At 53.6% G+C, this 18,802-nt stretch carries 18 protein-coding genes, 1 tRNA gene and 1 pseudogene; 11 read left to right on the top strand and 9 right to left on the bottom strand.

The features are described 5' to 3' along the window. Nucleotides 1–29: 29 nt before the first annotated feature. A complete protein-coding gene (gene idi / locus ACMVME_RS15050) occupies nt 30–572 on the bottom strand; it encodes an isopentenyl-diphosphate Delta-isomerase (RefSeq protein ID WP_014171506.1) in 543 nt (180 codons plus the stop codon). A gap of 25 nt (nt 573–597) precedes the next feature. Between idi and ACMVME_RS15045 the strand changes: the two genes are divergently transcribed. The 6 genes and pseudogenes from ACMVME_RS15045 to ACMVME_RS15020 all read left to right on the top strand — a co-directional run bounded on the left by ACMVME_RS15045 (nt 598) and on the right by ACMVME_RS15020 (nt 3,242). Then, nucleotides 598–753 (top strand): hypothetical protein, encoded by a 156-nt coding sequence (locus ACMVME_RS15045; RefSeq protein ID WP_153852832.1) that lies wholly within the window; start codon nt 598–600, stop codon nt 751–753. Beyond that, nucleotides 735–1,475, top strand: a complete 741-nt coding sequence (actS, locus tag ACMVME_RS15040) for an amidase activator ActS (protein ID WP_014171504.1) — start codon at nt 735–737, stop codon at nt 1,473–1,475. Before ACMVME_RS15045 ends, actS begins: the two co-directional genes overlap by 19 nt. Before the next feature lie 80 nt (nt 1,476–1,555). Beyond that, nucleotides 1,556–1,629 (top strand) — tRNA-Gly (locus ACMVME_RS15035). A gap of 374 nt (nt 1,630–2,003) precedes the next feature. Beyond that, entirely contained in the window at nt 2,004–2,237 is a 234-nt protein-coding gene (locus tag ACMVME_RS15030; protein ID WP_078774200.1) for a hypothetical protein, read from the top strand. Nucleotides 2,238–2,340: 103 nt separating this feature from the next. After that, a pseudogene (locus ACMVME_RS15025) lies at nt 2,341–2,883 on the top strand (type IV secretion protein Rhs). 2 nt (nt 2,884–2,885) lie between these two features. Beyond that, nucleotides 2,886–3,242, top strand: coding sequence for a putative T6SS immunity periplasmic lipoprotein (locus tag ACMVME_RS15020; RefSeq protein WP_414743454.1), 357 nt, complete (start codon nt 2,886–2,888; stop codon nt 3,240–3,242). 570 nt (nt 3,243–3,812) lie between these two features. Here ACMVME_RS15020 and ACMVME_RS15015 read toward each other — a convergent pair. The 6 genes from ACMVME_RS15015 to ACMVME_RS14990 all read right to left on the bottom strand — a co-directional run bounded on the left by ACMVME_RS15015 (nt 3,813) and on the right by ACMVME_RS14990 (nt 8,059). After that, a complete protein-coding gene (locus ACMVME_RS15015) occupies nt 3,813–4,025 on the bottom strand; it encodes a hypothetical protein (protein ID WP_080346982.1) in 213 nt (70 codons plus the stop codon). Between the two features lie 69 nt (nt 4,026–4,094). After that, a complete protein-coding gene (locus ACMVME_RS15010; protein WP_025203317.1) occupies nt 4,095–5,054 on the bottom strand; it encodes a LacI family DNA-binding transcriptional regulator in 960 nt (319 codons plus the stop codon). 77 nt (nt 5,055–5,131) lie between these two features. Beyond that, nucleotides 5,132–6,037 carry an ROK family protein gene (locus ACMVME_RS15005; protein ID WP_333177413.1) on the bottom strand — a complete coding sequence of 302 codons (906 nt, stop codon included), beginning with the start codon at nt 6,035–6,037 and terminating at the stop codon, nt 5,132–5,134. Between the two features lie 41 nt (nt 6,038–6,078). Next, nucleotides 6,079–6,408 carry a PTS lactose/cellobiose transporter subunit IIA gene (locus ACMVME_RS15000; protein ID WP_074148033.1) on the bottom strand — a complete coding sequence of 110 codons (330 nt, stop codon included), beginning with the start codon at nt 6,406–6,408 and terminating at the stop codon, nt 6,079–6,081. Nucleotides 6,409–6,410: 2 nt separating this feature from the next. After that, entirely contained in the window at nt 6,411–7,733 is a 1,323-nt protein-coding gene (locus ACMVME_RS14995) for a PTS sugar transporter subunit IIC (protein WP_014171498.1), read from the bottom strand. A gap of 14 nt (nt 7,734–7,747) precedes the next feature. Next, nucleotides 7,748–8,059 carry a PTS sugar transporter subunit IIB gene (locus tag ACMVME_RS14990; protein ID WP_014171497.1) on the bottom strand — a complete coding sequence of 104 codons (312 nt, stop codon included), beginning with the start codon at nt 8,057–8,059 and terminating at the stop codon, nt 7,748–7,750. A gap of 169 nt (nt 8,060–8,228) precedes the next feature. Between ACMVME_RS14990 and ACMVME_RS14985 the strand changes: the two genes are divergently transcribed. From ACMVME_RS14985 to manA, 5 genes are all read left to right on the top strand, one after another. Beyond that, complete coding sequence (locus ACMVME_RS14985; protein WP_333177416.1) at nt 8,229–9,500, top strand: PTS sugar transporter subunit IIC; 1,272 nt, start codon at nt 8,229–8,231, stop codon at nt 9,498–9,500. A gap of 208 nt (nt 9,501–9,708) precedes the next feature. Then, nucleotides 9,709–11,046: a maltoporin gene (locus tag ACMVME_RS14980; RefSeq protein WP_025203318.1), complete on the top strand. Its 1,338-nt coding sequence runs from the start codon at nt 9,709–9,711 to the stop codon at nt 11,044–11,046. Between the two features lie 11 nt (nt 11,047–11,057). Continuing rightward, complete coding sequence (locus tag ACMVME_RS14975; protein WP_414743453.1) at nt 11,058–13,253, top strand: CBM35 domain-containing protein; 2,196 nt, start codon at nt 11,058–11,060, stop codon at nt 13,251–13,253. A 51-nt stretch (nt 13,254–13,304) separates the two neighbouring features. Continuing rightward, on the top strand, nt 13,305–14,723 hold the full coding sequence (locus ACMVME_RS14970) for a glycoside hydrolase family 1 protein (protein ID WP_032678911.1): 1,419 nt from the start codon (nt 13,305–13,307) through the stop codon (nt 14,721–14,723). Then, nucleotides 14,720–15,886, top strand: coding sequence for a mannose-6-phosphate isomerase, class I (gene manA, locus ACMVME_RS14965; RefSeq protein WP_333177422.1), 1,167 nt, complete (start codon nt 14,720–14,722; stop codon nt 15,884–15,886). The genes ACMVME_RS14970 and manA overlap by 4 nt, the downstream gene beginning before the upstream one ends. Nucleotides 15,887–15,963: 77 nt before the next feature. Here the strand turns inward: manA and ACMVME_RS14960 are convergent, their stop codons facing one another. Together ACMVME_RS14960 and ACMVME_RS14955 are read right to left on the bottom strand one after the other, a co-directional pair. Further along, nucleotides 15,964–17,034: an ABC transporter ATP-binding protein gene (locus tag ACMVME_RS14960; RefSeq protein ID WP_020883751.1), complete on the bottom strand. Its 1,071-nt coding sequence runs from the start codon at nt 17,032–17,034 to the stop codon at nt 15,964–15,966. Continuing rightward, the gene (locus ACMVME_RS14955) at nt 17,027–18,796 is read right to left on the bottom strand and encodes an ABC transporter permease (RefSeq protein WP_014171489.1); all 1,770 of its coding nucleotides are present in this window, start codon (nt 18,794–18,796) and stop codon (nt 17,027–17,029) included. The genes ACMVME_RS14960 and ACMVME_RS14955 overlap by 8 nt, the downstream gene beginning before the upstream one ends. Between the last annotated feature and the right edge of the window lie 6 nt (nt 18,797–18,802).

The following is an 18,802-nucleotide window of genomic DNA, read 5'->3' as shown; positions in this document are numbered from 1 at the left end:
CAGTAAAAAAAGCCCCGAAAGGGGCTTTTTTATTGCGCCGCGAAGGCCCTGAGCGCGTCGCGGGCGACCGTCGCTTCCTGCACCATCCACGGGCTAAAGCTCCAGGGGGCAGCGTCCAGTGCGCGGAACAACGCTTCCAGTTCGACCCATTCATACTCCATCACTTCATCGTGATTAATATGCAGTTCGCTGGTGACACGTGCTGCGAATACCGGGCAAATCTCGTTCTCCACGATCCCCGAAGGATCGGCTTCACGGTAACGGAATTCAGCGGCGATGGGGGTAATATTGGCGATCTCCGCGCCAACCTCAAAGCGGCAACGGCGGATGATAGCCTGTTCCGTCTTTTCACCTGACTGAGGATGTCCGCAAACGGAGTTGGTCCAGACCCCTGGCCAGGCTTTTTTGCTTAAGGCGCGTCGGGTAACCAGACACTCACCTCTGGCGTTAAAAAGCCACGATGAGAAAGCCAGGTGCAGCGGGGTGTGGGCGGTGTGCGCGGCGTACTTTTCCTGAGTGCCAATCACCATTCCCTGGTCATTTACCAAAATAACGTGTTCTTGAATACTCATTGATGCTCCAGTGCCAACGATGCGGATGGCTCAGCACCATCAGCAGCTGCATTATACCGCATTCCTCCATGCGCCGTTTGCTCTCAAGAGCGGAAAAGGGCTGACCCATATCAGTCTGGGCTGGTATCATAGTGCGCCATTCACGCTGACCGAGGATCTGTTTTGTTTGCAGGAAGCCTGACGAGAAATCCCATTACCGCCGTTTTTTGTCTGACGCTGACGCTATTACTGGCAGGCTGTTCAGGAAGCAAGTCGTCGGATATGGGCAGCTATTCCGGTGCGGTCTATACCGTTAAGCGCGGGGATACGCTGTATCGGATTTCGCGCGCAACGGGGACCAGCGTGAAGGATCTGGCGCGTCTGAATAACATCTCTCCACCCTACACTATCGAGGTGGGGCAGAAACTGAAGGTTAACGGTGGCGCGTCTTCAACGAAGAAATCCTCTAAAGGCAAAACAGCCAAAGTGACGCCGTCTTACGCGGTGCCGCAGTCCTCATGGCCTCCGGTCGGCCAGCGTTGCTGGGTCTGGCCTGCCAGCGGCAAGGTCGTGTTGCCTTACTCCTTGTCTGAGGGAGGCAATAAAGGCATTGATATCGCTGCTGCGCGCGGCACGCCAGTCTATGCATCAGGGGCAGGGAAGGTGGTCTACGTCGGCAACCAGCTGCGCGGTTACGGTAACCTGATCATGATTAAGCATGGGGAAGATTACATCACTGCCTATGCCCACAACGATACGATGCTGGTGAACAACGGGCAGAATGTGAAGGCTGGGCAGAAGATTGCCACCATGGGCAGTACCGGCACGGACTCGGTGAAGTTACACTTCCAGATCCGCTATCGCGCTACAGCCATCGATCCGCAGCGTTATCTTCCGGCGCCAGGCAGTAAGCCAAAGTGCTAAGTGATTATATAATCGCCATTTAGTTGCAAAGAGGCTTGTATGAAGAGGCGTAAGGTCTATAATGCCTTACGCACCTCAAAGCGGGCGTAGTTCAATGGTAGAACGAGAGCTTCCCAAGCTCTATACGAGGGTTCGATTCCCTTCGCCCGCTCCAGTCTCTCCCTTTCTTAAGAAGCCCTTTAAATCCTTCTCTATCAGCAAATTAAATAGTTACCTGTTTTAGTCGCCTATGGGTTCTACCATTATGATCCGCCCCTGGTAACTGTCACGCTAAGTTACACGGTGAGATGACAGGATAACTCAGCGTTGGCGGCAGTTGCATCCTCACACTGCGATAGTAAAACGTGAAAAAAACCTATCCTGGCATTGTTATGACATCGACAGACTGATCACTCGCATTAAAGCCCGATATACAGGCTCTTCCAGCGCTTCGACAGATATACGAGCACCCTGATAAGGTGTGATCCTTCTGACAATATGATGAAGTCGCTACGCTCTGCTTGTTGCTTGTACCGCTAACGGGGCTTTATGACTGCTATTGTCCAAAATCTGTTAGTTGCGCATTTTATGCACCCTGGATACCCTGAGATTAATCCTATTAACTCAAGGGTGAGCATGGCTAGCGGGAAGAGACAGAACCAAAAGGAATCACCTGAAGAAGAGTTAGATCGCTTGCTGGATGAGCTTGAACTCACACAAGAGCAACGAGAGTTTATAGAATCTATGCGGCAAGAGGAGGGGGATAAAAGCAACGGGGAGTAGTGTTTGCACCGTCACTGCGTTTGATGAATGGCTAAAGTTCGCGTATAGACTATTTCGAATTATGATTTTACGATGTAGATAAATCATACAAGGAGGGCAGTTTATGAGCGCGCAGGCGGAGGAAGGTACATTACGCCGGATGACGTTAGGCGAGATTGCAATGGCTCGTAGGGTGTTCGGAGATTCAATAGTTTATAGCCGTGTCTGGATTCATTGCGACAGCTATTTACCCTTCGGACTACAGAAACAAAACTATGCGATGACTCCCAACGGAGAGTTATGGTACAGAAAGTCGATGTACAGAGAAGATTTTTCCGCAAACTCTGTTTTTATCGAAGATAAATACGTTTTCATCCATGAACTGGGGCATGTGTGGTAACACCAACATGGGCAATGGGTGAGAGTGAGGGGGGCTTTTAGCTGGGCTGCTGAATATACCTACAAGCTGGATAAAGAAAAGCTCACTGATTACTCTCTTGAACAGCAAGCCTCTATTTTGGCTGATTACTGGTTACTGCTGGTTTATGGTATCAGTAAGTGGTCTTACTATCAGAGACCAGGGCGCATGGGGATGTACAGGGGCGTTGATATGTTGCAGGATGTCCCCTCGCTTTATCAGAAAATCGTAACAGGGAAGGGGCGTTAAACATGAAGAATAAAATATTGCTGGGTGTTGTATTCCTCTTAACGGGATGCCCTGGGCCTGGTGATCGAATGGTAGGTCGAGAATCTACAACGGCATTAATCAAAGATAATCAAATTTGTGTGGTGTCACCACTGGAGCCGCAGGAACGGATCACTGCTATTCAAATCAATAGCGATAATAGCGACTCTCTTCACAAGATTTTCGATGACAAGCCTGTTTATGTACCGAAGGGTGAGAGTCTTCCAGTATTTGGATTTAAGTTTACATCTGGAAAACGATATAACTTCGCGTATGGCGTCCAATCTGATAAGTCAGAATCGCATTTAGTCACCGCAGAATTTTCGTATCCCAAAGGATAAGGGGGCAGAACGCCCCCAAGATCTTACTTCTTCAAGTCACCAGTATATTGATATTCCATTGTGACTATTGTTTCCATACATCCGCTTAAGGATGGTTGAGAACAAACTCAGGTATAACCGCCGTGATCTGCTCCCCATTCATTAACACATCACAATGTAATTTATATCTGTATAAACCACGTGAGGACATCCCCTTAAAAAAGTATTTTTTGACAAACACATCTTCTGTATCCTCCGCCAGACCGAACCGGGGTTTTGCATTGAAACGCTGTCTTAAGGATGCTATTTAAGACGCCATCTTTTGGAACTTATGGTAGAAGTCTGGCGGTATGGAAGTACCCGAAGTGAAGCGGGAAGCCGTGGGCGTTATGTCTGAGTGAGCACGGATTCAGCGATATTTTCATGCCCGGAAAATCATAAATGGCTTGCGGCAGGGCATAACGAGTACAGACCTCATTTATCGCTTAATGACCAGACTCCATCTTAATTTGTCGCAGGACTGACTTTTAATCAAAAAAATAGGGGGGTAAATTCTTACCGCCTGGTAATAACTCCACCCCTTCAAAAAAATCAGGACTGTTTTACCGCTTTACTCTGTGGGCAATCGTTGCCGCCCTGCATCACAACCTTTTCACTGCGCGCAGCATCGCCATACACGCATAACGTACCTTCATCGGTATGAATTTGCTCTTTCAGCGGCAGGGGCGTTTCCTGGGCGATGGCATAGCAGGAGAGCGCCGGGAAAAGGGTGAGGGCACTTATGAACAGAAAGGTTTTCATCATCTCGCTCCAGAACAGGGATAACGTTTATTGTGTTATCACACCCTTAAGCCGGCAATCGCTGCGTACCCGCTAGCTTTTTTCCATCACCGACTGGCGAGGTGTGAGTTTACCAATCACGGGGGAGAGCTCTGACGTGCGAACAGGTCGGCCATCCACCAGGCTTTTAATGCGCTCAACGCACTGAGTGAGCAACTGATCCATTGGCCACGAGATACAGGTCAGCTGTGGATAGAGCTGGGTTGCCAGAGGCGAATCTTCCAGACTCAGCAGCGATACTTCCTGCGGAACGGAAATGCCAAATTCCCGGAACAGACGCATCGCTTCAGCGGCATAGGCATCACGTTTAACCACAATGGCGGAAAACTTGCTCAGGCTATTGATGAGCGTCAGCAGCGCCTGTTCAACATCTTCATTCGCCGTTAACACCAGCTGGCGATTAAACGGCAAAGAGTAGTTTTGCAGGACGTTGCGATAGCCTTCCACCATCTTTTTACTGTTGTCATCGTGTTCGCTGTCAATCACCAGTGCGATATTGCGATGGCCCTTACCCGTCATGTAGCGACAGGCGCTTTCCGTCGCAAAGGCAAAGTCATATCCCTGAGGTTTCGCATCCACCACGGGACGATCGAAGGAGATGACATTCTCTGCACTACCGGCCGCAACCGGCCCAAAGACTACGACAGCAACGCACTGGCGCTGAAGATCATCAACGGTGACAGCCTGCTCAACAGGATCGTTTACGTACTCCACGATGAGCGTTTTATTCAACGCTTTCATGGCGCGGGAGAGCGCAGGCAGCAAACGTGCACCGCTGCTTTCATCCTTCGCAGAGAGAACCAGACCAACGTAGCTTGATGACTGACTTGCCAGGTTTTGCGCGGCAAAGCTTGGGCGATAATTAAGCTCTTCTACGGCGCGCAGCACGGCTTCACGGCTCTCTTCGCGCACGCCGCGCGTCCCCGTCAACACGCGTGAGACGGTTGCTCGTGAGACATTGGCTAATCGTGATACATCGTCAATCGTTGGCATAGCATTTTCTGCGTGGTGGGTTTTGGTTATCTTAACATAACCCACCTTAAGAATCTTAGCGCCCCCCACAGGCGGTTTCACGTCTGCGTGGCGTGCAAACCCGGTAGCCACGCCGCACCACGCACGCCACTGGCGTCGCCGTAACGGGCCGGGACGATACGGGTACGGCAGCTTTCCGAGAAGATGTAGGGCCTGATGGCGGCCGGAAGTTCGTCGTACAGCTGGCTGACATTTGATAACCCACCGCCCAACACAATAACCTGCGGATCAAGAATATTGATCACCGAGGCCAGACTGCGGGCAAAAGCGTCGATAAAGTGTCGCCAGTGGGCCCGCGCGGTCAGGTTTCCCTGGGCCGCCGCTTCAATGATGGCCTGCGCGCTCAGTTCGCTGGGATAACGGCGGGCAAAGCCGGTGCCAGAGATAAAGGTTTCGATACAGTTATGTTTCCCGCAATAGCAGGACTGCGCCGGACCATCCGTCTCGGGGGCATAGCCAGGCAACGGGTTATGTCCCCATTCGCCAGCGATGGCGTTTGGCCCCTGAAGCAGACGCTTATGTACCGCCACGCCACCGCCGCATCCGGTACCGACAATTACGCCAAAGACGGTATCTGCTTCTGCGCCTGCGCCATCAACCGCTTCAGACAGGGTGAAGCAGTCCGCGTCATTGGCTATCCACACGGGCTGATTGAGCTGCTTTGCTAAATCATGCTTCAGGTCGTGACCGTTGAGCACCAGGCAGTTGCAGTTTTTAATCAGCCCGCTTTGTGGGTCGATGGCCCCCGGCAGGCCAATACCGATACTGAATGGCACTTCACTTACCGCGCGCGCTTCGCCGATAAACGCCAGCAGATGGTGCATAAAGGCGTCATAACTCTCTTTTTGCGTCGGACGACGCTCACGCCAAAGGCATTCGCCCTGAGGCGAAAGCAGGACGGCTTCCATTTTTGTGCCGCCAATATCAAGTCCAAGATAGTGCATACGTTCCTCGAAAAGGAGAGGCCAGCGCCTCTCCTGAATGGTTATGCCTGACGAGTGCGGTACAGTTCGATCAGCTCCGTCACCAGTTCTTTCGCCAGAATCGAGGTCATCAAATGATCCTGAGCGTGCACCATCACCAGCGTCATTTTGGTTTTGCCTTCCCCTTCGTCAGCTTCGATCAGTTGGGTTTGCACCAGATGCGCTTCACGGGCGAAGTGCGCCGCCTCTTTCATTCGCGCGTCGGCTGAGGCAAAGTCACCTTTTTTTGCGAAGCCAAGCGCTTCGTAGCAGAGACTGCGTGACTGACCGGCATTGATAATAATGCCCATGACCTGTTCTTCTAATTCCATCCGTAACCTCTGTGTTTTCACTATCAGGCGGACTGTGCCGCTTCTTCAGATTGTTCAACCGCATTTTCATGCTCTTGTTCCAGCAGCTGCTTCTCGTACGCTTTGAGGAACGGGAAGTACATGGCCGCTGAGGTAACCATGCACAGCAGGCAGAGGATCACCGGGCTAAAGCTCCAGTTGGCTGCCCAGGATGCGCCGATAGGGGCAGGCGTTGTCCACGGTGTCATCGAGACCACGCGACTGACCAGGTCGAAATCAAGGGCAAAATAGGCGAGGGTGGCATTGACCATCGGAACCAGCACGAACGGCAGGAAAAAGAGCGGATTCATGATGATAGGGGCACCGAATAAAATCGGTTCGTTGATATTAAACATCCCCGGCACCACGCCCATACGCCCAATGGTACGCAGATGTACTGCTTTGCTGCGCAGCAGCAGTAACGCCAGCGGCAGCGTGGAGCCGACCCCGCCAATCAGCAGGTAGTGATCCCAGAATCCCTGAACGTAAATGTGCGGGATCGCCTGACCGGCAGCCATTGCTGCCTGGTTAACCGACAAGTTCGCCATCCAGAACGGGTTCATAATTCCGGTGACAATCAGCGCGCCGTGGATGCCCGCAAACCACAGAACCTGACACACCAGCACCGAGAGCAGAATGGCAGGCAGCGTATCGGAGGCGGCAACCAGCGGTTTCACCAGCGACATAATCGCTTCCGGAATAATCATGCCGAGCTGGGCCTCAATGAAGAGGTTGAGCGGGTGCAGAGTGACAACAATTGCCAGCACCGGGATCAGAATTTCGAACGAACGCGCAACGCCCGTAGGCACTTCTGGCGGCAGGCGGATGGTAATATTGTGACGCTTCAGGAAGGCATACAGCTCGGTAGAGTAGATAGCCACCAGAATGGCCGTGAAGATCCCTTGCCCGGAGAAATAGGCGGTAGAAATCTGCCCGTCTTTTAACGGTGCAGCCACCAGCAGAAATGCCATCAGCGACAGCATGCCGGCGGTAAGGGCATCCAGATCGTGATGTTTGGCCAGGCTCGCGGCGATCCCGACTGAAATGAAGATCGTCATGATCCCCATGCTGAAGTTGAACGGCAGCATCAGGGCTTCACGGTGATCCAACGAGAATTGCAGCCATGCCCGGGCGAAACCCCAGGACGTGTCGGGTGAGAAGGGCGGGAAAATAAACACCAGCATAAAGGAACCGACGATCATGAACGGCAGGGCGGTGATAAAGCCGTCACGAATCGAGGTCACATACTTCTGCTGCCCGACGGCGCCTGCCATCGGGGTAATTTTCTGTTCAATGACCTGGATAAGTTTCGCGTACAGAGAGCTCATGGGTTTTCCCTTCGTTATTTGTTATCTATCAGGGAGAGGGCGAAATCGAGAACGGCGCCCCCTTTTTGCATGCCGTAATCCATCATGTTGATAGGCTCAACACGGATCCCGTATTTATCAGCTTGTTTCTGAAGATCGCTTTGCATGTACTTCACCTGCGGTCCAAGCAGCACCACCTGATAGTGACCGACCTGCTCGGCGAATTCGGCCACGCCAAACGCTTTGATCTCCGCTTCCAGGCCACGCTTTTGCGCTTCGTCGACCATTTTTTTCACCAGCAGGCTGGTGGACATCCCGGCAGAACAACACAACATGATTTTTTTCATAACGTCTCCTTTGAACTTATGGCTGGAATATAGTCATCATGGAACAAAACGGAAAGCGCTTTCCGTTGGTGGATAAGGTAATTGTGACCGCGATCACCTGAGGGAATCTTTCACTTTGTCCGGATGTGCGAGATCATCGCGGCTATTCACGAACTATTAAGGTCGAGTTATGAACATTCATTTGATGAATGTTGCTGTGGATTTGATTGAGCAACGTCTCACACCAGCAGCCAATATAATCACCAGAAATCAACATATTACCGCGATGCGGGACGGCTTTTCCCTCGCCATGCCTTTTGTGATTGTGGGAAGCCTGATGGTGCCACTGCTGTTTCCACCGTTCGCCATTTCAAGTGCATCGCGCCTCGGACACGTCTATCTGCTGCTGCGTCCGATGCTGTTGCCAACCTTTGAGCTGACGCTCGGACTGGTGGCGCTGATTGTCGCGTTTGGTGCCAGCGCCAGTCTGGCCAAGCAGTATCAACTCCCGGAACGGCTGTGTGGGCTCACCGGCTGCCTCTCCTTTTTGCTGTTCATTGGCTTTCGGGATAACGGTGCAACGAATATTTTTCTGGGTGGGATGGGGCTTTTCACTGCGCTCATTTCAAGCGCTTACTCTATTGAAATAATAAGGTTTTTCTACAAAAAAGGGTGGTGCATTCGTCTGCCGGAGGAGGTACCGGTGATGACGCGAAATGGTTTCCAGCTGCTGATGCCGCTGCTGGTGATCATGCTCTCCATTAGCGTAATGAATGCCGTGATGCTGCAGACGACCGGACAAATTTTGCCACAGCTGATTGGCGAGGCGTTACGCCCGCTTATCGTGGCATCCGATACCCTTACGGCGGTGCTTATCTCCTTGTTTCTGTGTAATCTTTTATGGTTCGTCGGTATTCATGGTGCCCTGATCATTACGGGCATCATGAACCCGTTCTGGCTCACCTATCTGTTTGAAAACCAGCGGGCCTTGGCCGCCGGGGAAGCCGTGCTGCCCCATATTTATCTGCAGGGATTCTGGGATTTTTATCTGCTGATTGGCGGTATCGGCTCTACGCTGCCGCTGGTCTTTATGGCGATGCGAAGCCGATCCCGACAGTTGAAGAGCGTCGGGAAAATTGGCCTTCTGCCGTCGCTGTTCAACATTAACGAGCCGATATTGTTTGGTTTCCCCGTCATCATGAACCCGGTTTTTTTACTGCCCTTTGTGTTTGTACCGCTGATAAATGCTTGTATAGCTTGGTATTTAACCCAGCTTGGCGTGCTCGACAGAGCCGTCGCCATGCTGCCCTGGTCTATGCCTTCACCGCTGGGCGCAGCCTGGTCGGCGAACGGCAGCTGGAAAAATATGTGCATGTGCCTGTTCGCCTTTTTCAATGCATGGATGCTCTATCGCCCCTTCTTCAAGGTTCATGAACGCCAGTTGATGCAGCTGGAAAAATAATCCCCGCCTCCCTGCTTCTGCCCGTTCCTGATGGGCAGAAGATTATTTCGTGACATTCTTCACAAAAATTTTCTCTTTGATCTTAAATTTGTGATTCAATCCGGCAAACATGGAAAGCGCTTTCCGTTTGTGGATGTACATTTCCGAATTTGATCCTTACATTTCCCCTGCACGTTTAACCGTGAAAATAAAAATTCAAAGGGAACCTATGCAAACGTTAATGAAATCAATACCTCTGTCCTTGATTGCTCTTACTGTCATCAGCGGTTATGCCAGCGCCGATGAGAAATATGATTTCGCCCTCCACGGCTATTTACGCTCGGGTATTCTTGCCAATAGCGATGGCAACCGGGTCGATTCGGTGGGGCTGATGCCTGACGGGAAATGGCGTCTGGGTAACGAAGAAGATACCAAAATTGAGCTGATCCCGACGGTAACGCTGAAGTCGGATTCAGGCGCAGTCGCACGTATTCAGGCCAACCTGACGCACCAGACCAAATGTACCGCCGACTGGAACTGTACTGACGATGACGGCAAAGAGACCCAGTTCCGCGAAGGGTTTGCTGAATTAACGAATCTCGATTTTGCCCCGGACATGACCTTCTGGGCCGGTAAACGCTACAGCAGCTCCAACCTTTCCAGCCACCAGTTCGACTGGGAGTACATTCAGTACAACGGAACCGGGGGCGGGTTCGATAACCTGGATTTAGGCTTTGCGCGCTTTGATGCGGGTGTGTATGCCTTCTCGACCACCGACGAAGCCAAAGCTTATCCGGTAGATCTGGGGGATCAGGGCTATCCGGACGACTATTCGCTTAACCTGTGGTTTAAAAAGATCGGCGGCACTGGGCTCGACGTCGAACTTATCGGCCACCACATGAACCGCAATGAAAACCATCCTACCTCGGCTGAGAAGGGGTACGGCGTGACCGCGCTGTACAACTTTGACAGCTTCTACGGCCTGACTAACGGGTACTCCCGCATCGCTTTCCAGTATGGCAAAGGCCTGGCCGCCGCAGATTCGCTGGGTAAAAACGGCTGGGGCTGGGCAAACCTTGAGGATACGCAATCCTGGCGCGTCGTGCTGGACAGCATGGCCAACCTGGGTGACGTGGAGGTATCGACCTTTGCGTTTTATCAGAAAGACAAAAACTACCGCTGGTGGACCAACGACGATGACGGCTGGGGACGTTCCATGTGGGTCGCGGGTATCCGTCCGTATCATCAGATAACCAAAAACTTCGCCATGCAATATGAGGTGGGCTACGAATATCTGGATGATAAAAACTACATGGGCGTAAACGGTAAAGGGAAAGGTGGCCTGACCAAGGTGACCATTGCGCCGACCCTGACCTTTGATTCAGGTTTCTGGAGCCGTCCGCAACTGCGCTTCTTTGCCACCTACGCAAAATGGGATAAAGGCGTCTCGGATGCGATGGACAGAAATTACGACTGGAGCACTGGCACCCTGAGTCCGGGGGGATATTCACGTAGCGGCGATACCGATACGCTGAATTTTGGTGTACAGGCTGAAGTCTGGTTCTGAGGAGAAAAGAGATGGCTTTCCCGATTCGAAAACTGCTTCTCGTCTCCTTACTCTCCGCGCTGGGAAGCGCGGGGGCTCTGGCGGCCGAGCAATCCCATTTTGAACACTTTATTACTCGCGATGGCGCAGCGTTAAAAGATGGCAATCGCGTCTTTCGCTTCGCCGGGATCCACGCCCCGGAGTTGCATCGTATAGAAGATGACGCGCGCGGAACCTGTAAGGCGGATCCGCGCGGCTGGGGGCAATACTTTAGATGGCCGACTGCTGAAGAGCAGGAGAACTGGATCAAAGCGCTGGTGCAAACCGGTGCTAAAGCACAGCGCGTATATGTGCTTTCCGTGCAGCAGGAAAATGATGCTGCCTGCGGACGTGAGACACATATTCTGGCACCGGCAACGCCGGACGGCATGCCGCGGCTGAATGAAACGGCCATGAAAGTGTATGACAACATGATTGCCGAGGCGGATAAGCAGGGGCTGCGCCTGATTCTGCCGTTTATTGACCACTGGTGGTGGTGGGGGGGACGCGAACAGCTGGCCGCGTTTTATCATGAAAAGTCGGAAGATTTTTATCGAACCGACAGTAAAACCTACCGTGCTTATCAGGATGTGATCCGTCAGGTGATTACCCGTACCAACACCATTACGGGACGCCATTACTACGATGAAAAGGCGATCATGGCCTGGGAAACGGGTAATGAGCTGGAAAACACCAACGCTGATTTCCTGCAGAAAACGTCGGCCTGGATCCGCAAGTGGGCGCCCCATCAGCTTGTCGTCGATGGTACCTATAAAAAGGTGAATGATTTCGCGCTCAACGATCCGAACGTCGACATCATCAGTAACCACTATTACACCAACGCTGAGAACAACCACCCCGAGCAGGTTCGCAACGATCTGGAGGCGATTGGCGGCAAAAAGGTCTATCTGGTTGGTGAATTTGGTCTGCTCGATCAAAAAGACCTTAACACTATCATGCAGGCCATTGTGCATACCGAGGTCAATGGCGCGCAGGCGGCGGGGGGCTTTATCTGGGGCTTCCGTGGTCATCGCCATGATGGTGGTTTTTACTGGCACAAAGAGTTTACCGGGCACTACAGCTACCACCTGCCTGGCTTCCCGGTCGAGGGCAAAGCAAACCAGGAGATGGAGGTCGTCAATCTGGTGCGAACCGCCTCGGCGCAAATGGCGGGGTTGAGTCAGGCGCCGGCTCTACCGGTCCCGGAAGCGCCTAAGCTGCGCGAGAGCAACTCACCGTTTGCCATTAACTGGATGGGATCCCCCGTCGGGCGTTATTACGATGTGGAGAGAGCGACTCAGCCACACGGCCCGTGGACCCGCGTTGGTCAGGATATTTCTGACGGCAAAAATGAGTGGGATCCGGCAAAAATGGATCTCTTCCGTGATGACTATCGCAGCCTGACGCTGGGCCAGACTTACTACTACCGGGTGATCGCAAAGAACGAAAGCGGTCAGTCTGCGCCTTCAAACGTGATTCGCCTTGAGCATACGCAGAAAAACCTGCCTCCGGTCATCACTCTGCAGGATGCGCTCTCTACCACCGTGGATAAAGGCGTTCAGCTCACCGCGGCCTGGCAGGATGACAATCTGCCGGAGCCGAAGGTCAGCGTGGCATGGCATCACGAAGGCAAGGATAACGTCCACTTTTGTGACAGCACCAAAGCGGAAACCCGTGCCTGGTTCTCGGCTCCCGGTGACTATGCGTTGACCTTTACCGCTGACGATGGACTGCTGAAAAGCAGCAAGACGGTAAACGTTAGCGTGAAGGCCGCGGCGGGACCCGTGCCGGCGGACTACTGTCATTTTGGCGGCGGAACGCTGGACGTCAGCAAGGGGAAACTGAACATCACCAAAAGCGATAAAGATACGTTAGCGATTGGTGAAGACGGTTTCCTTGGTCCTTTTGCCAATGACGGAGACAGCGTGACCTGGCAGGTTAACGCCCCCTGGGACGGTAAGTTTGCCCTGCACGCGAAATTTAACGGCAAATGGGGGAGTAAGAAAAACTCGTTCATTGTGAACGGCGGAACGCCGGTGAGCATTGAATTCCCGCAAACGGATGAGAAAGGCCAGACGATGATCGTACCGGTCGCGCTCAGGGCAGGGGACAACACCATTAGCTTTGGCAAGTTCTCTGGCGACTGGGGATATATGTTCATCAAATCAATTGAAGTCACTGCAGAGTAGTTATTTGGCTGCCCTGTTCGGGGCAGCCCTTTTTTTCATTCAGGAGGCGTTATGAACCGGTATCAATTCCCGGAAGGTTTTTTTTGGGGCGCAGCGGCATCAGGTCCGCAGACGGAAGGCATAGCCAATAAGCCGCACCGTTCTGTCTGGGACAGCTGGTTTGCCGAACAACCGGAGCGTTTTTTTCAGCAGATTGGTCCGCAGCACGTTTGTGAAACCTACAGTAAATATAAAGAAGACGTAGCCCTGATGAAGCAAACGGGGTTTAACTCGTTTCGAACCTCTATTCAGTGGTCGCGTCTGATCGATGATTTCAAAACCGGACAGCCAAACCGCGACGCCGTCCGCTTCTATAACGATTACTTCGATGAAATGATTGCCAACGGCATCGAGCCCATCATCAATCTTTACCATTTTGATATGCCCGAGGCGCTGCAAAAAGCATATGGCGGATTTGAGTCATCCTACGTAACCGAGCTTTTTGCCCGCTTCGCCCGCACCGCGTTCGAGCTGTTTGGCCATAAGGTGAAATACTGGATAACCTTTAATGAGCCGATCGTGCCGGTGGAAGGCGGTTATTTATATGACTTCCATTATCCGTGTAAAAAAGATGGCAAACTGGCGGCTCAGGTCGCCTTTAATATTATGCTGGCGCACGCCAGGGCGGTGAATGTCTACCGTGAAATGGGCTTGCCGGGTGAGATTGGTGTCGTGCTCAACCTCACGCCTTCTTATACCCGCAGCGACAGCGAGGCCGATAAAAAAGCGGCCTGGTATGCCGACCTGCTGTTTAACCGCAGCTTCCTCGACCCGCTGGTTAAACATGAATTCCCCAAAGAACTGTGCGAAATCTTAACCGCAAACGGCTGCTTACCAGAGGTTTCACGGCAGGATGTGGAGACGATCCTGCAGTCGAGAATTGATTTTCTGGGGGTGAATTATTATGTGCCGAGAAGGGTGAAAGCGCGGGAAAGCGTTTACGCGCTCGATTACTTCACGCCGGAAGTCTATTTCGAAAATTACATTGATCCTCAGGGACGGTTTAACCCTTATCGCGACAATAACGAGATCCACCCGGAAGCTATCTATGACATTGCCTGCAATATTCGCGATAACTACGGCAACATCAAATGGTATCTGGCGGAAATTGGCATCGCGATGGATCTGCAGTCCGAAGGGCCGGTGCAGGCCGATGGCGTGATAGATGACACCTTCCGTATCGCTCTGATGGAGGAGCATCTGGCTCAGCTGCATCGTGGTATCGCTGACGGCGCCAACTGTTTTGGTGTTCATCAGTGGACCTTCATTGATAACTGGTCCTGGATCAACAGCTTCAAGCGGCGATATGGCTTCTGGCGTCTGGATTTAGCCACCGGGGAGCGACAAATCAAACGTAACGCATTGTGGTTTGCGCAGCTGGCGGCTGAAAATGGCTTCACCCCTGGCGAATGTGAAAAGGATACGCAATGAGTCAGCCTTTTTACCGGATGCGTAACGGCATCAAAAATTACGCCTGGGGCAGTCGCGTAGCGCTTAATCATCTTTTTGGCCTGCTCAACCCTGACGATCAACCCCAGGCCGAGGTCTGGATGGGAAGCCACCCCGCAGGCTGCTCGGAGATTGAAACCGATACAGGTTTACGCTCTTTACAGGACCTTATTTCACAGAGGCCGGCAGAGATGTTGGGCACGTGCGCGGGAGAAACTGCGGGGCAGTTGCCTTACCTGCTGAAGTTGCTGTCAGCGGAGCGCGCACTGTCGCTGCAGGTACATCCCAATAAGCGCCAGGCAGAAGACGGGTTCGCCCGTCAGGGTAACCTGCCCGGAGAGGATTACACCGATGCGAACCATAAGCCTGAGCTGGTTTTTGCCCTGACGCTTTTTATGGCCATGAACGGCTTCCGGCCGTATCAGGAGATTGCTAATCACTTTTTGCGCCTGGATGCCCCGGCCCTGACGTCCGCGCTGTCGCTGTTTCGCAACAACCTGCATGCTGAAGGGCTTAAGGCCTTTTTTACGCGTCTGATGGCGCTTGAGCCGGCGGAAAAAGAGGGCGTGCTGACGTGTCTGGAAGCGCGACTTGCATGCGGGGTGTTTGCTCCGGTAGCGCCCTTTATCGAACGGCTACTGCGAGACTACCCGGGGGACATCGGGGCTCTGGCCCCGCTGTATCTGCACTGCATTACGCTTGCGCCGGGTGAGGCGATGTTCCTGCACGCCGGTACGCTACATGCCTATGTGAACGGTACGGCGGTAGAGGTCATGGCCAGTTCAGACAACGTGCTGCGTGCGGGCTTAACCCCCAAGAACATCAACATGGCAGAATTGGTGCGCTGTACGGTGTTTGACGAAACCCCAGCCGACCGCCTCAGGATGCATCCGCAGCGGGAAGAGGGGATGCAGCAATACCCGATCCCGGTAACGGATTTTCGCTTTAGCGTCATTGAACATTGCGAGCAGCAAAGCATCCGGACAGACCGTGCGCAAATTCTGCTGGTGCTGAAGGGGAGTGCCACGCTCAGCCACGCCGAGGGTGCCACCATGACGCTGAACGCCGGTCAGTCCGCGTTCATCCCGGCGGTCACAACCTTATGGACGTTGACTCAGCGCGGGCAGTCTTGCCTGGTAAGCTGATGACGTAAGGCTTTCACTCCCGTGTGCAGGCAGTATGTCGGGTATAAAAAAGGCTGCTTATCGCAGCCTTTTTACATTTAATTTTTCGGAAAGATCCACACGTGCTTTTCAGGCAGCGAAAGGTGGCAGTGCAGCGGGTCCCGGGCCTCGTGACCATAGGCGCGAATGACAAAATCATCCCCCGGCGTGCGGAACAGGTATTCCCAGCGATCACCGAGATACATGCTGGTCAGTAACGGGAGCGCCAGCTGGTTTTCCCCCGGCCCCTCGACCACCGCCACGCGCTCGACGCGGATCACCGCGGTGGCGTCTTCACCGCTTCGTACCCCTTCACCGGCCTGGCCCCACAGCACCCAGCCTTTGCCTTCGATACGCGCTTTGCCGTCGCGCACTTCCGTTACCTTACCGTGCAGGCGATTATTGCTGCCCATAAACTCAGCGGTAAACAGCGTTTTCGGCGAGCCGTACATCTCCTGCGGTGTGCCCTGTTGCTCGATTTTACCGTTGTTAAGCAGCAGGATACGGTCGGAAATCGACATCGCCTCATTCTGGTCGTGCGTTACCATCAGCGCGGATAAGCCCAGCTTGATAATCAGCTCACGCAGGAATACGCGAGCCTCTTCGCGCAGCTTGGCGTCGAGGTTAGAGAGCGGTTCATCCAGTAAAATGACCGGCGGGTTGTAGACCAGCGCCCGGCCAATTGCCACGCGCTGCTGTTGTCCACCGGAGAGCTGGTGCGGGTGGCGTTTGCCCAGATGGCCTAGCCCGAGCTGGTCCAGCACGTCCTGTACGCGCTGCTGGATCTCTTTGGCCGGAACCTTGCGCAGCTTGAGCGGATAGGCCACGTTTTCAAAAACGGTTTTGTGCGGCCACAGCGCATACGACTGAAACACCAGGCCCAGGTTACGCTCTTCCGCCGGGATCTCACTGCGCGGCGTGCCGTCATAGACTTTGTTTTTGCCAATGATAATCGAGCCCTGAGTCGGTTTTTCCAGGCCCGCCACCGCACGCAGCAGGGTGGTTTTCCCGCTGCCGGAAGGCCCCAGCAGGGAGACCACTTCGCCGCGGTTGAGGTTCATGGAGACCCCTTTTAAAACAGGATTGTCACCGTAGGTCAGGTGCAGATCGTTAACCGCTAATTCAATCATGTATTTTGACTCCGAAACGAAGGGCAATGCCCAGACCTACCACCACCAGCAGGATGTTAATAAAAGAGAGCGCCGCCACAATATCAATGGCTCCCGCGGCCCAGAGGGATACCAGCATCGAGCCGATGGTTTCCGTGCCGGGTGAAAGCAGGTACACACCCGTTGAATATTCGCGTTCAAAAATCAGGAACATCAGCAGCCACGAACCGATAAGGCCGTAGCGGGAGAGCGGGATCGTGACATGGCGGGTGATCTGGCCACGCGTAGCCCCCGTACTGCGGGCGGCCTCTTCAAGCTCCGGCGCAACCTGCAGCAGGGTGGACGAGATGAGTCTCAGCCCGTAAGCCATCCAGACCACCGTATAGGCCAGCCAGACGCTGAATATGGTGCTGCGCAGCGAACGTAGCCAGACAATCAGGTTTTCACGCATCCAGTCGCTCCAGGCGAACCCGGAAAGCCAGCCCGATTTCAGCGAGTTATCAAGCCACATTGGCAGGAACAGGAACACCCAGAGAAAGGCCAGACCCGCGAGCAGGCCAGGCACGGCGCGCGGCACCAGGACGCTGTAATCCAGGAAACGCGTGGTATTGTCCGGTTTGCGGTGCATGGCGATACCGACAAACAGGTAGCACGCCACGGCCAGCGCGCCGCCAATGACCCCAATGGACATGGAGTTGACGATGGCGCGCAGCAGGTTCGGCTGCGCCCATATCGTGCGAAAAGTACTCAGGGAAAGCTCGTCCCACAGCGAAACGCCCACGCCCCAGTTTGAGATAAACGCGCGTAACACCACGCCGAGCAGGGGAACGCCGATCGTGACGGTGAGCCAGAAAGCGACCACCGCGCCCGCCACCCAGCGCCATTTACCCAGAGGTAAGGCCCGGGCCTGGGACGCTTTGCCTTTCATGGTCACGAAACGGTTGGCGGTGCGCATCAGGCGACGCTGCAGCATGACCAGCGGAATGGTGATACAGATAAGCACCACCGCAACCGCCGCCATCAGGTGGTAGGAAGGGGTACCAAGCTTGTTGGTCAGCTGGTACAGGTAGGTTGCCAGCACCATGTTGCCTTCCGGATCGCCGAGGACCAGCATCAGACCAAACACTTCAAGACCGAGGAAGAACAGCAGAACGATGGCGTACAAAATGGACGGTCGCACCATCGGCAGGCTGACCGAGGTCATCACCTGTAACGGCGACGCACCCGCGGTACGTGCGGCCTCTTCCACATCGGAACCGACGCTTCGCAGCGCGGACGAAATATAGAGATAGGCATGCGGAACATGCGTCAGGCCAGCAATGACCACGATGCTCGACATGTCGTAGATATTCCACGGTACGAAACCAATCAGCGCCTGCGCCCAGAGGGATAAAAAGCCCACCGGACCGGCGGCCACCACGTAGCCGAATCCCAGCACCATTGGCGACACGAAAACCGGCACGAGGATCAGCGGTTCAATCAGACGGCGGCCGGGCAGGTCGGTACGCACCATCAGAAAGGCCAGCACGCCCCCTAACGGAATGGCGATGATGACCAGCCCGAAAGCGAGAATAAAACCGCTTTTCAGCGCCTTATAGAAATCAGGGTCGGTGAAGATAAAACCAAATGATTCAAGGCTCCACTCTTTTGCCGGTGAAAAGAACGGGGCGGACAAGAAGCTCTGTATCACGATAAACGACAGCGGCGTGTAGATAACCAGGGCGGTTATCAACACGACAATACCGCGCGGCAGGCTTTGCCACTTTCTGCGAAATGTATTCATGGGGTA

The sequence above is a fragment of the Enterobacter cloacae complex sp. 2024EL-00711 genome (assembly GCF_047529885.1).
In the GTDB taxonomy this organism is placed as follows: Bacteria; Pseudomonadota; Gammaproteobacteria; order Enterobacterales; family Enterobacteriaceae; genus Enterobacter; species Enterobacter ludwigii.
Note: the sequence above shows the minus strand (reverse complement) of the source record. Positions and strands in the feature narration are given on the sequence as shown.

Bases quoted from the DNA above. Each gene is read 5' to 3' on its own strand.
- idi (WP_014171506.1), bottom strand. From the start codon at position 572: ATGAGTATTCAAGAACACGTTATTTTGGTAAATGACCAGGGAATGGTG.
- ACMVME_RS15045 (WP_153852832.1), top strand. From the start codon at position 598: ATGGCTCAGCACCATCAGCAGCTGCATTATACCGCATTCCTCCATGCG.
- ACMVME_RS15030 (WP_078774200.1), top strand. From the start codon at position 2,004: ATGACTGCTATTGTCCAAAATCTGTTAGTTGCGCATTTTATGCACCCT.
- ACMVME_RS15020 (WP_414743454.1), top strand. From the start codon at position 2,886: ATGAAGAATAAAATATTGCTGGGTGTTGTATTCCTCTTAACGGGATGC.
- ACMVME_RS15015 (WP_080346982.1), bottom strand. From the start codon at position 4,025: ATGATGAAAACCTTTCTGTTCATAAGTGCCCTCACCCTTTTCCCGGCG.
- ACMVME_RS15010 (WP_025203317.1), bottom strand. From the start codon at position 5,054: ATGCCAACGATTGACGATGTATCACGATTAGCCAATGTCTCACGAGCA.
- ACMVME_RS15005 (WP_333177413.1), bottom strand. From the start codon at position 6,037: ATGCACTATCTTGGACTTGATATTGGCGGCACAAAAATGGAAGCCGTC.
- ACMVME_RS14995 (WP_014171498.1), bottom strand. From the start codon at position 7,733: ATGAGCTCTCTGTACGCGAAACTTATCCAGGTCATTGAACAGAAAATT.
- ACMVME_RS14990 (WP_014171497.1), bottom strand. From the start codon at position 8,059: ATGAAAAAAATCATGTTGTGTTGTTCTGCCGGGATGTCCACCAGCCTG.
- ACMVME_RS14985 (WP_333177416.1), top strand. From the start codon at position 8,229: ATGAACATTCATTTGATGAATGTTGCTGTGGATTTGATTGAGCAACGT.
- ACMVME_RS14980 (WP_025203318.1), top strand. From the start codon at position 9,709: ATGCAAACGTTAATGAAATCAATACCTCTGTCCTTGATTGCTCTTACT.
- ACMVME_RS14975 (WP_414743453.1), top strand. From the start codon at position 11,058: ATGGCTTTCCCGATTCGAAAACTGCTTCTCGTCTCCTTACTCTCCGCG.
- ACMVME_RS14970 (WP_032678911.1), top strand. From the start codon at position 13,305: ATGAACCGGTATCAATTCCCGGAAGGTTTTTTTTGGGGCGCAGCGGCA.
- manA (WP_333177422.1), top strand. From the start codon at position 14,720: ATGAGTCAGCCTTTTTACCGGATGCGTAACGGCATCAAAAATTACGCC.
- ACMVME_RS14960 (WP_020883751.1), bottom strand. From the start codon at position 17,034: ATGATTGAATTAGCGGTTAACGATCTGCACCTGACCTACGGTGACAAT.
- ACMVME_RS14955 (WP_014171489.1), bottom strand. From the start codon at position 18,796: ATGAATACATTTCGCAGAAAGTGGCAAAGCCTGCCGCGCGGTATTGTC.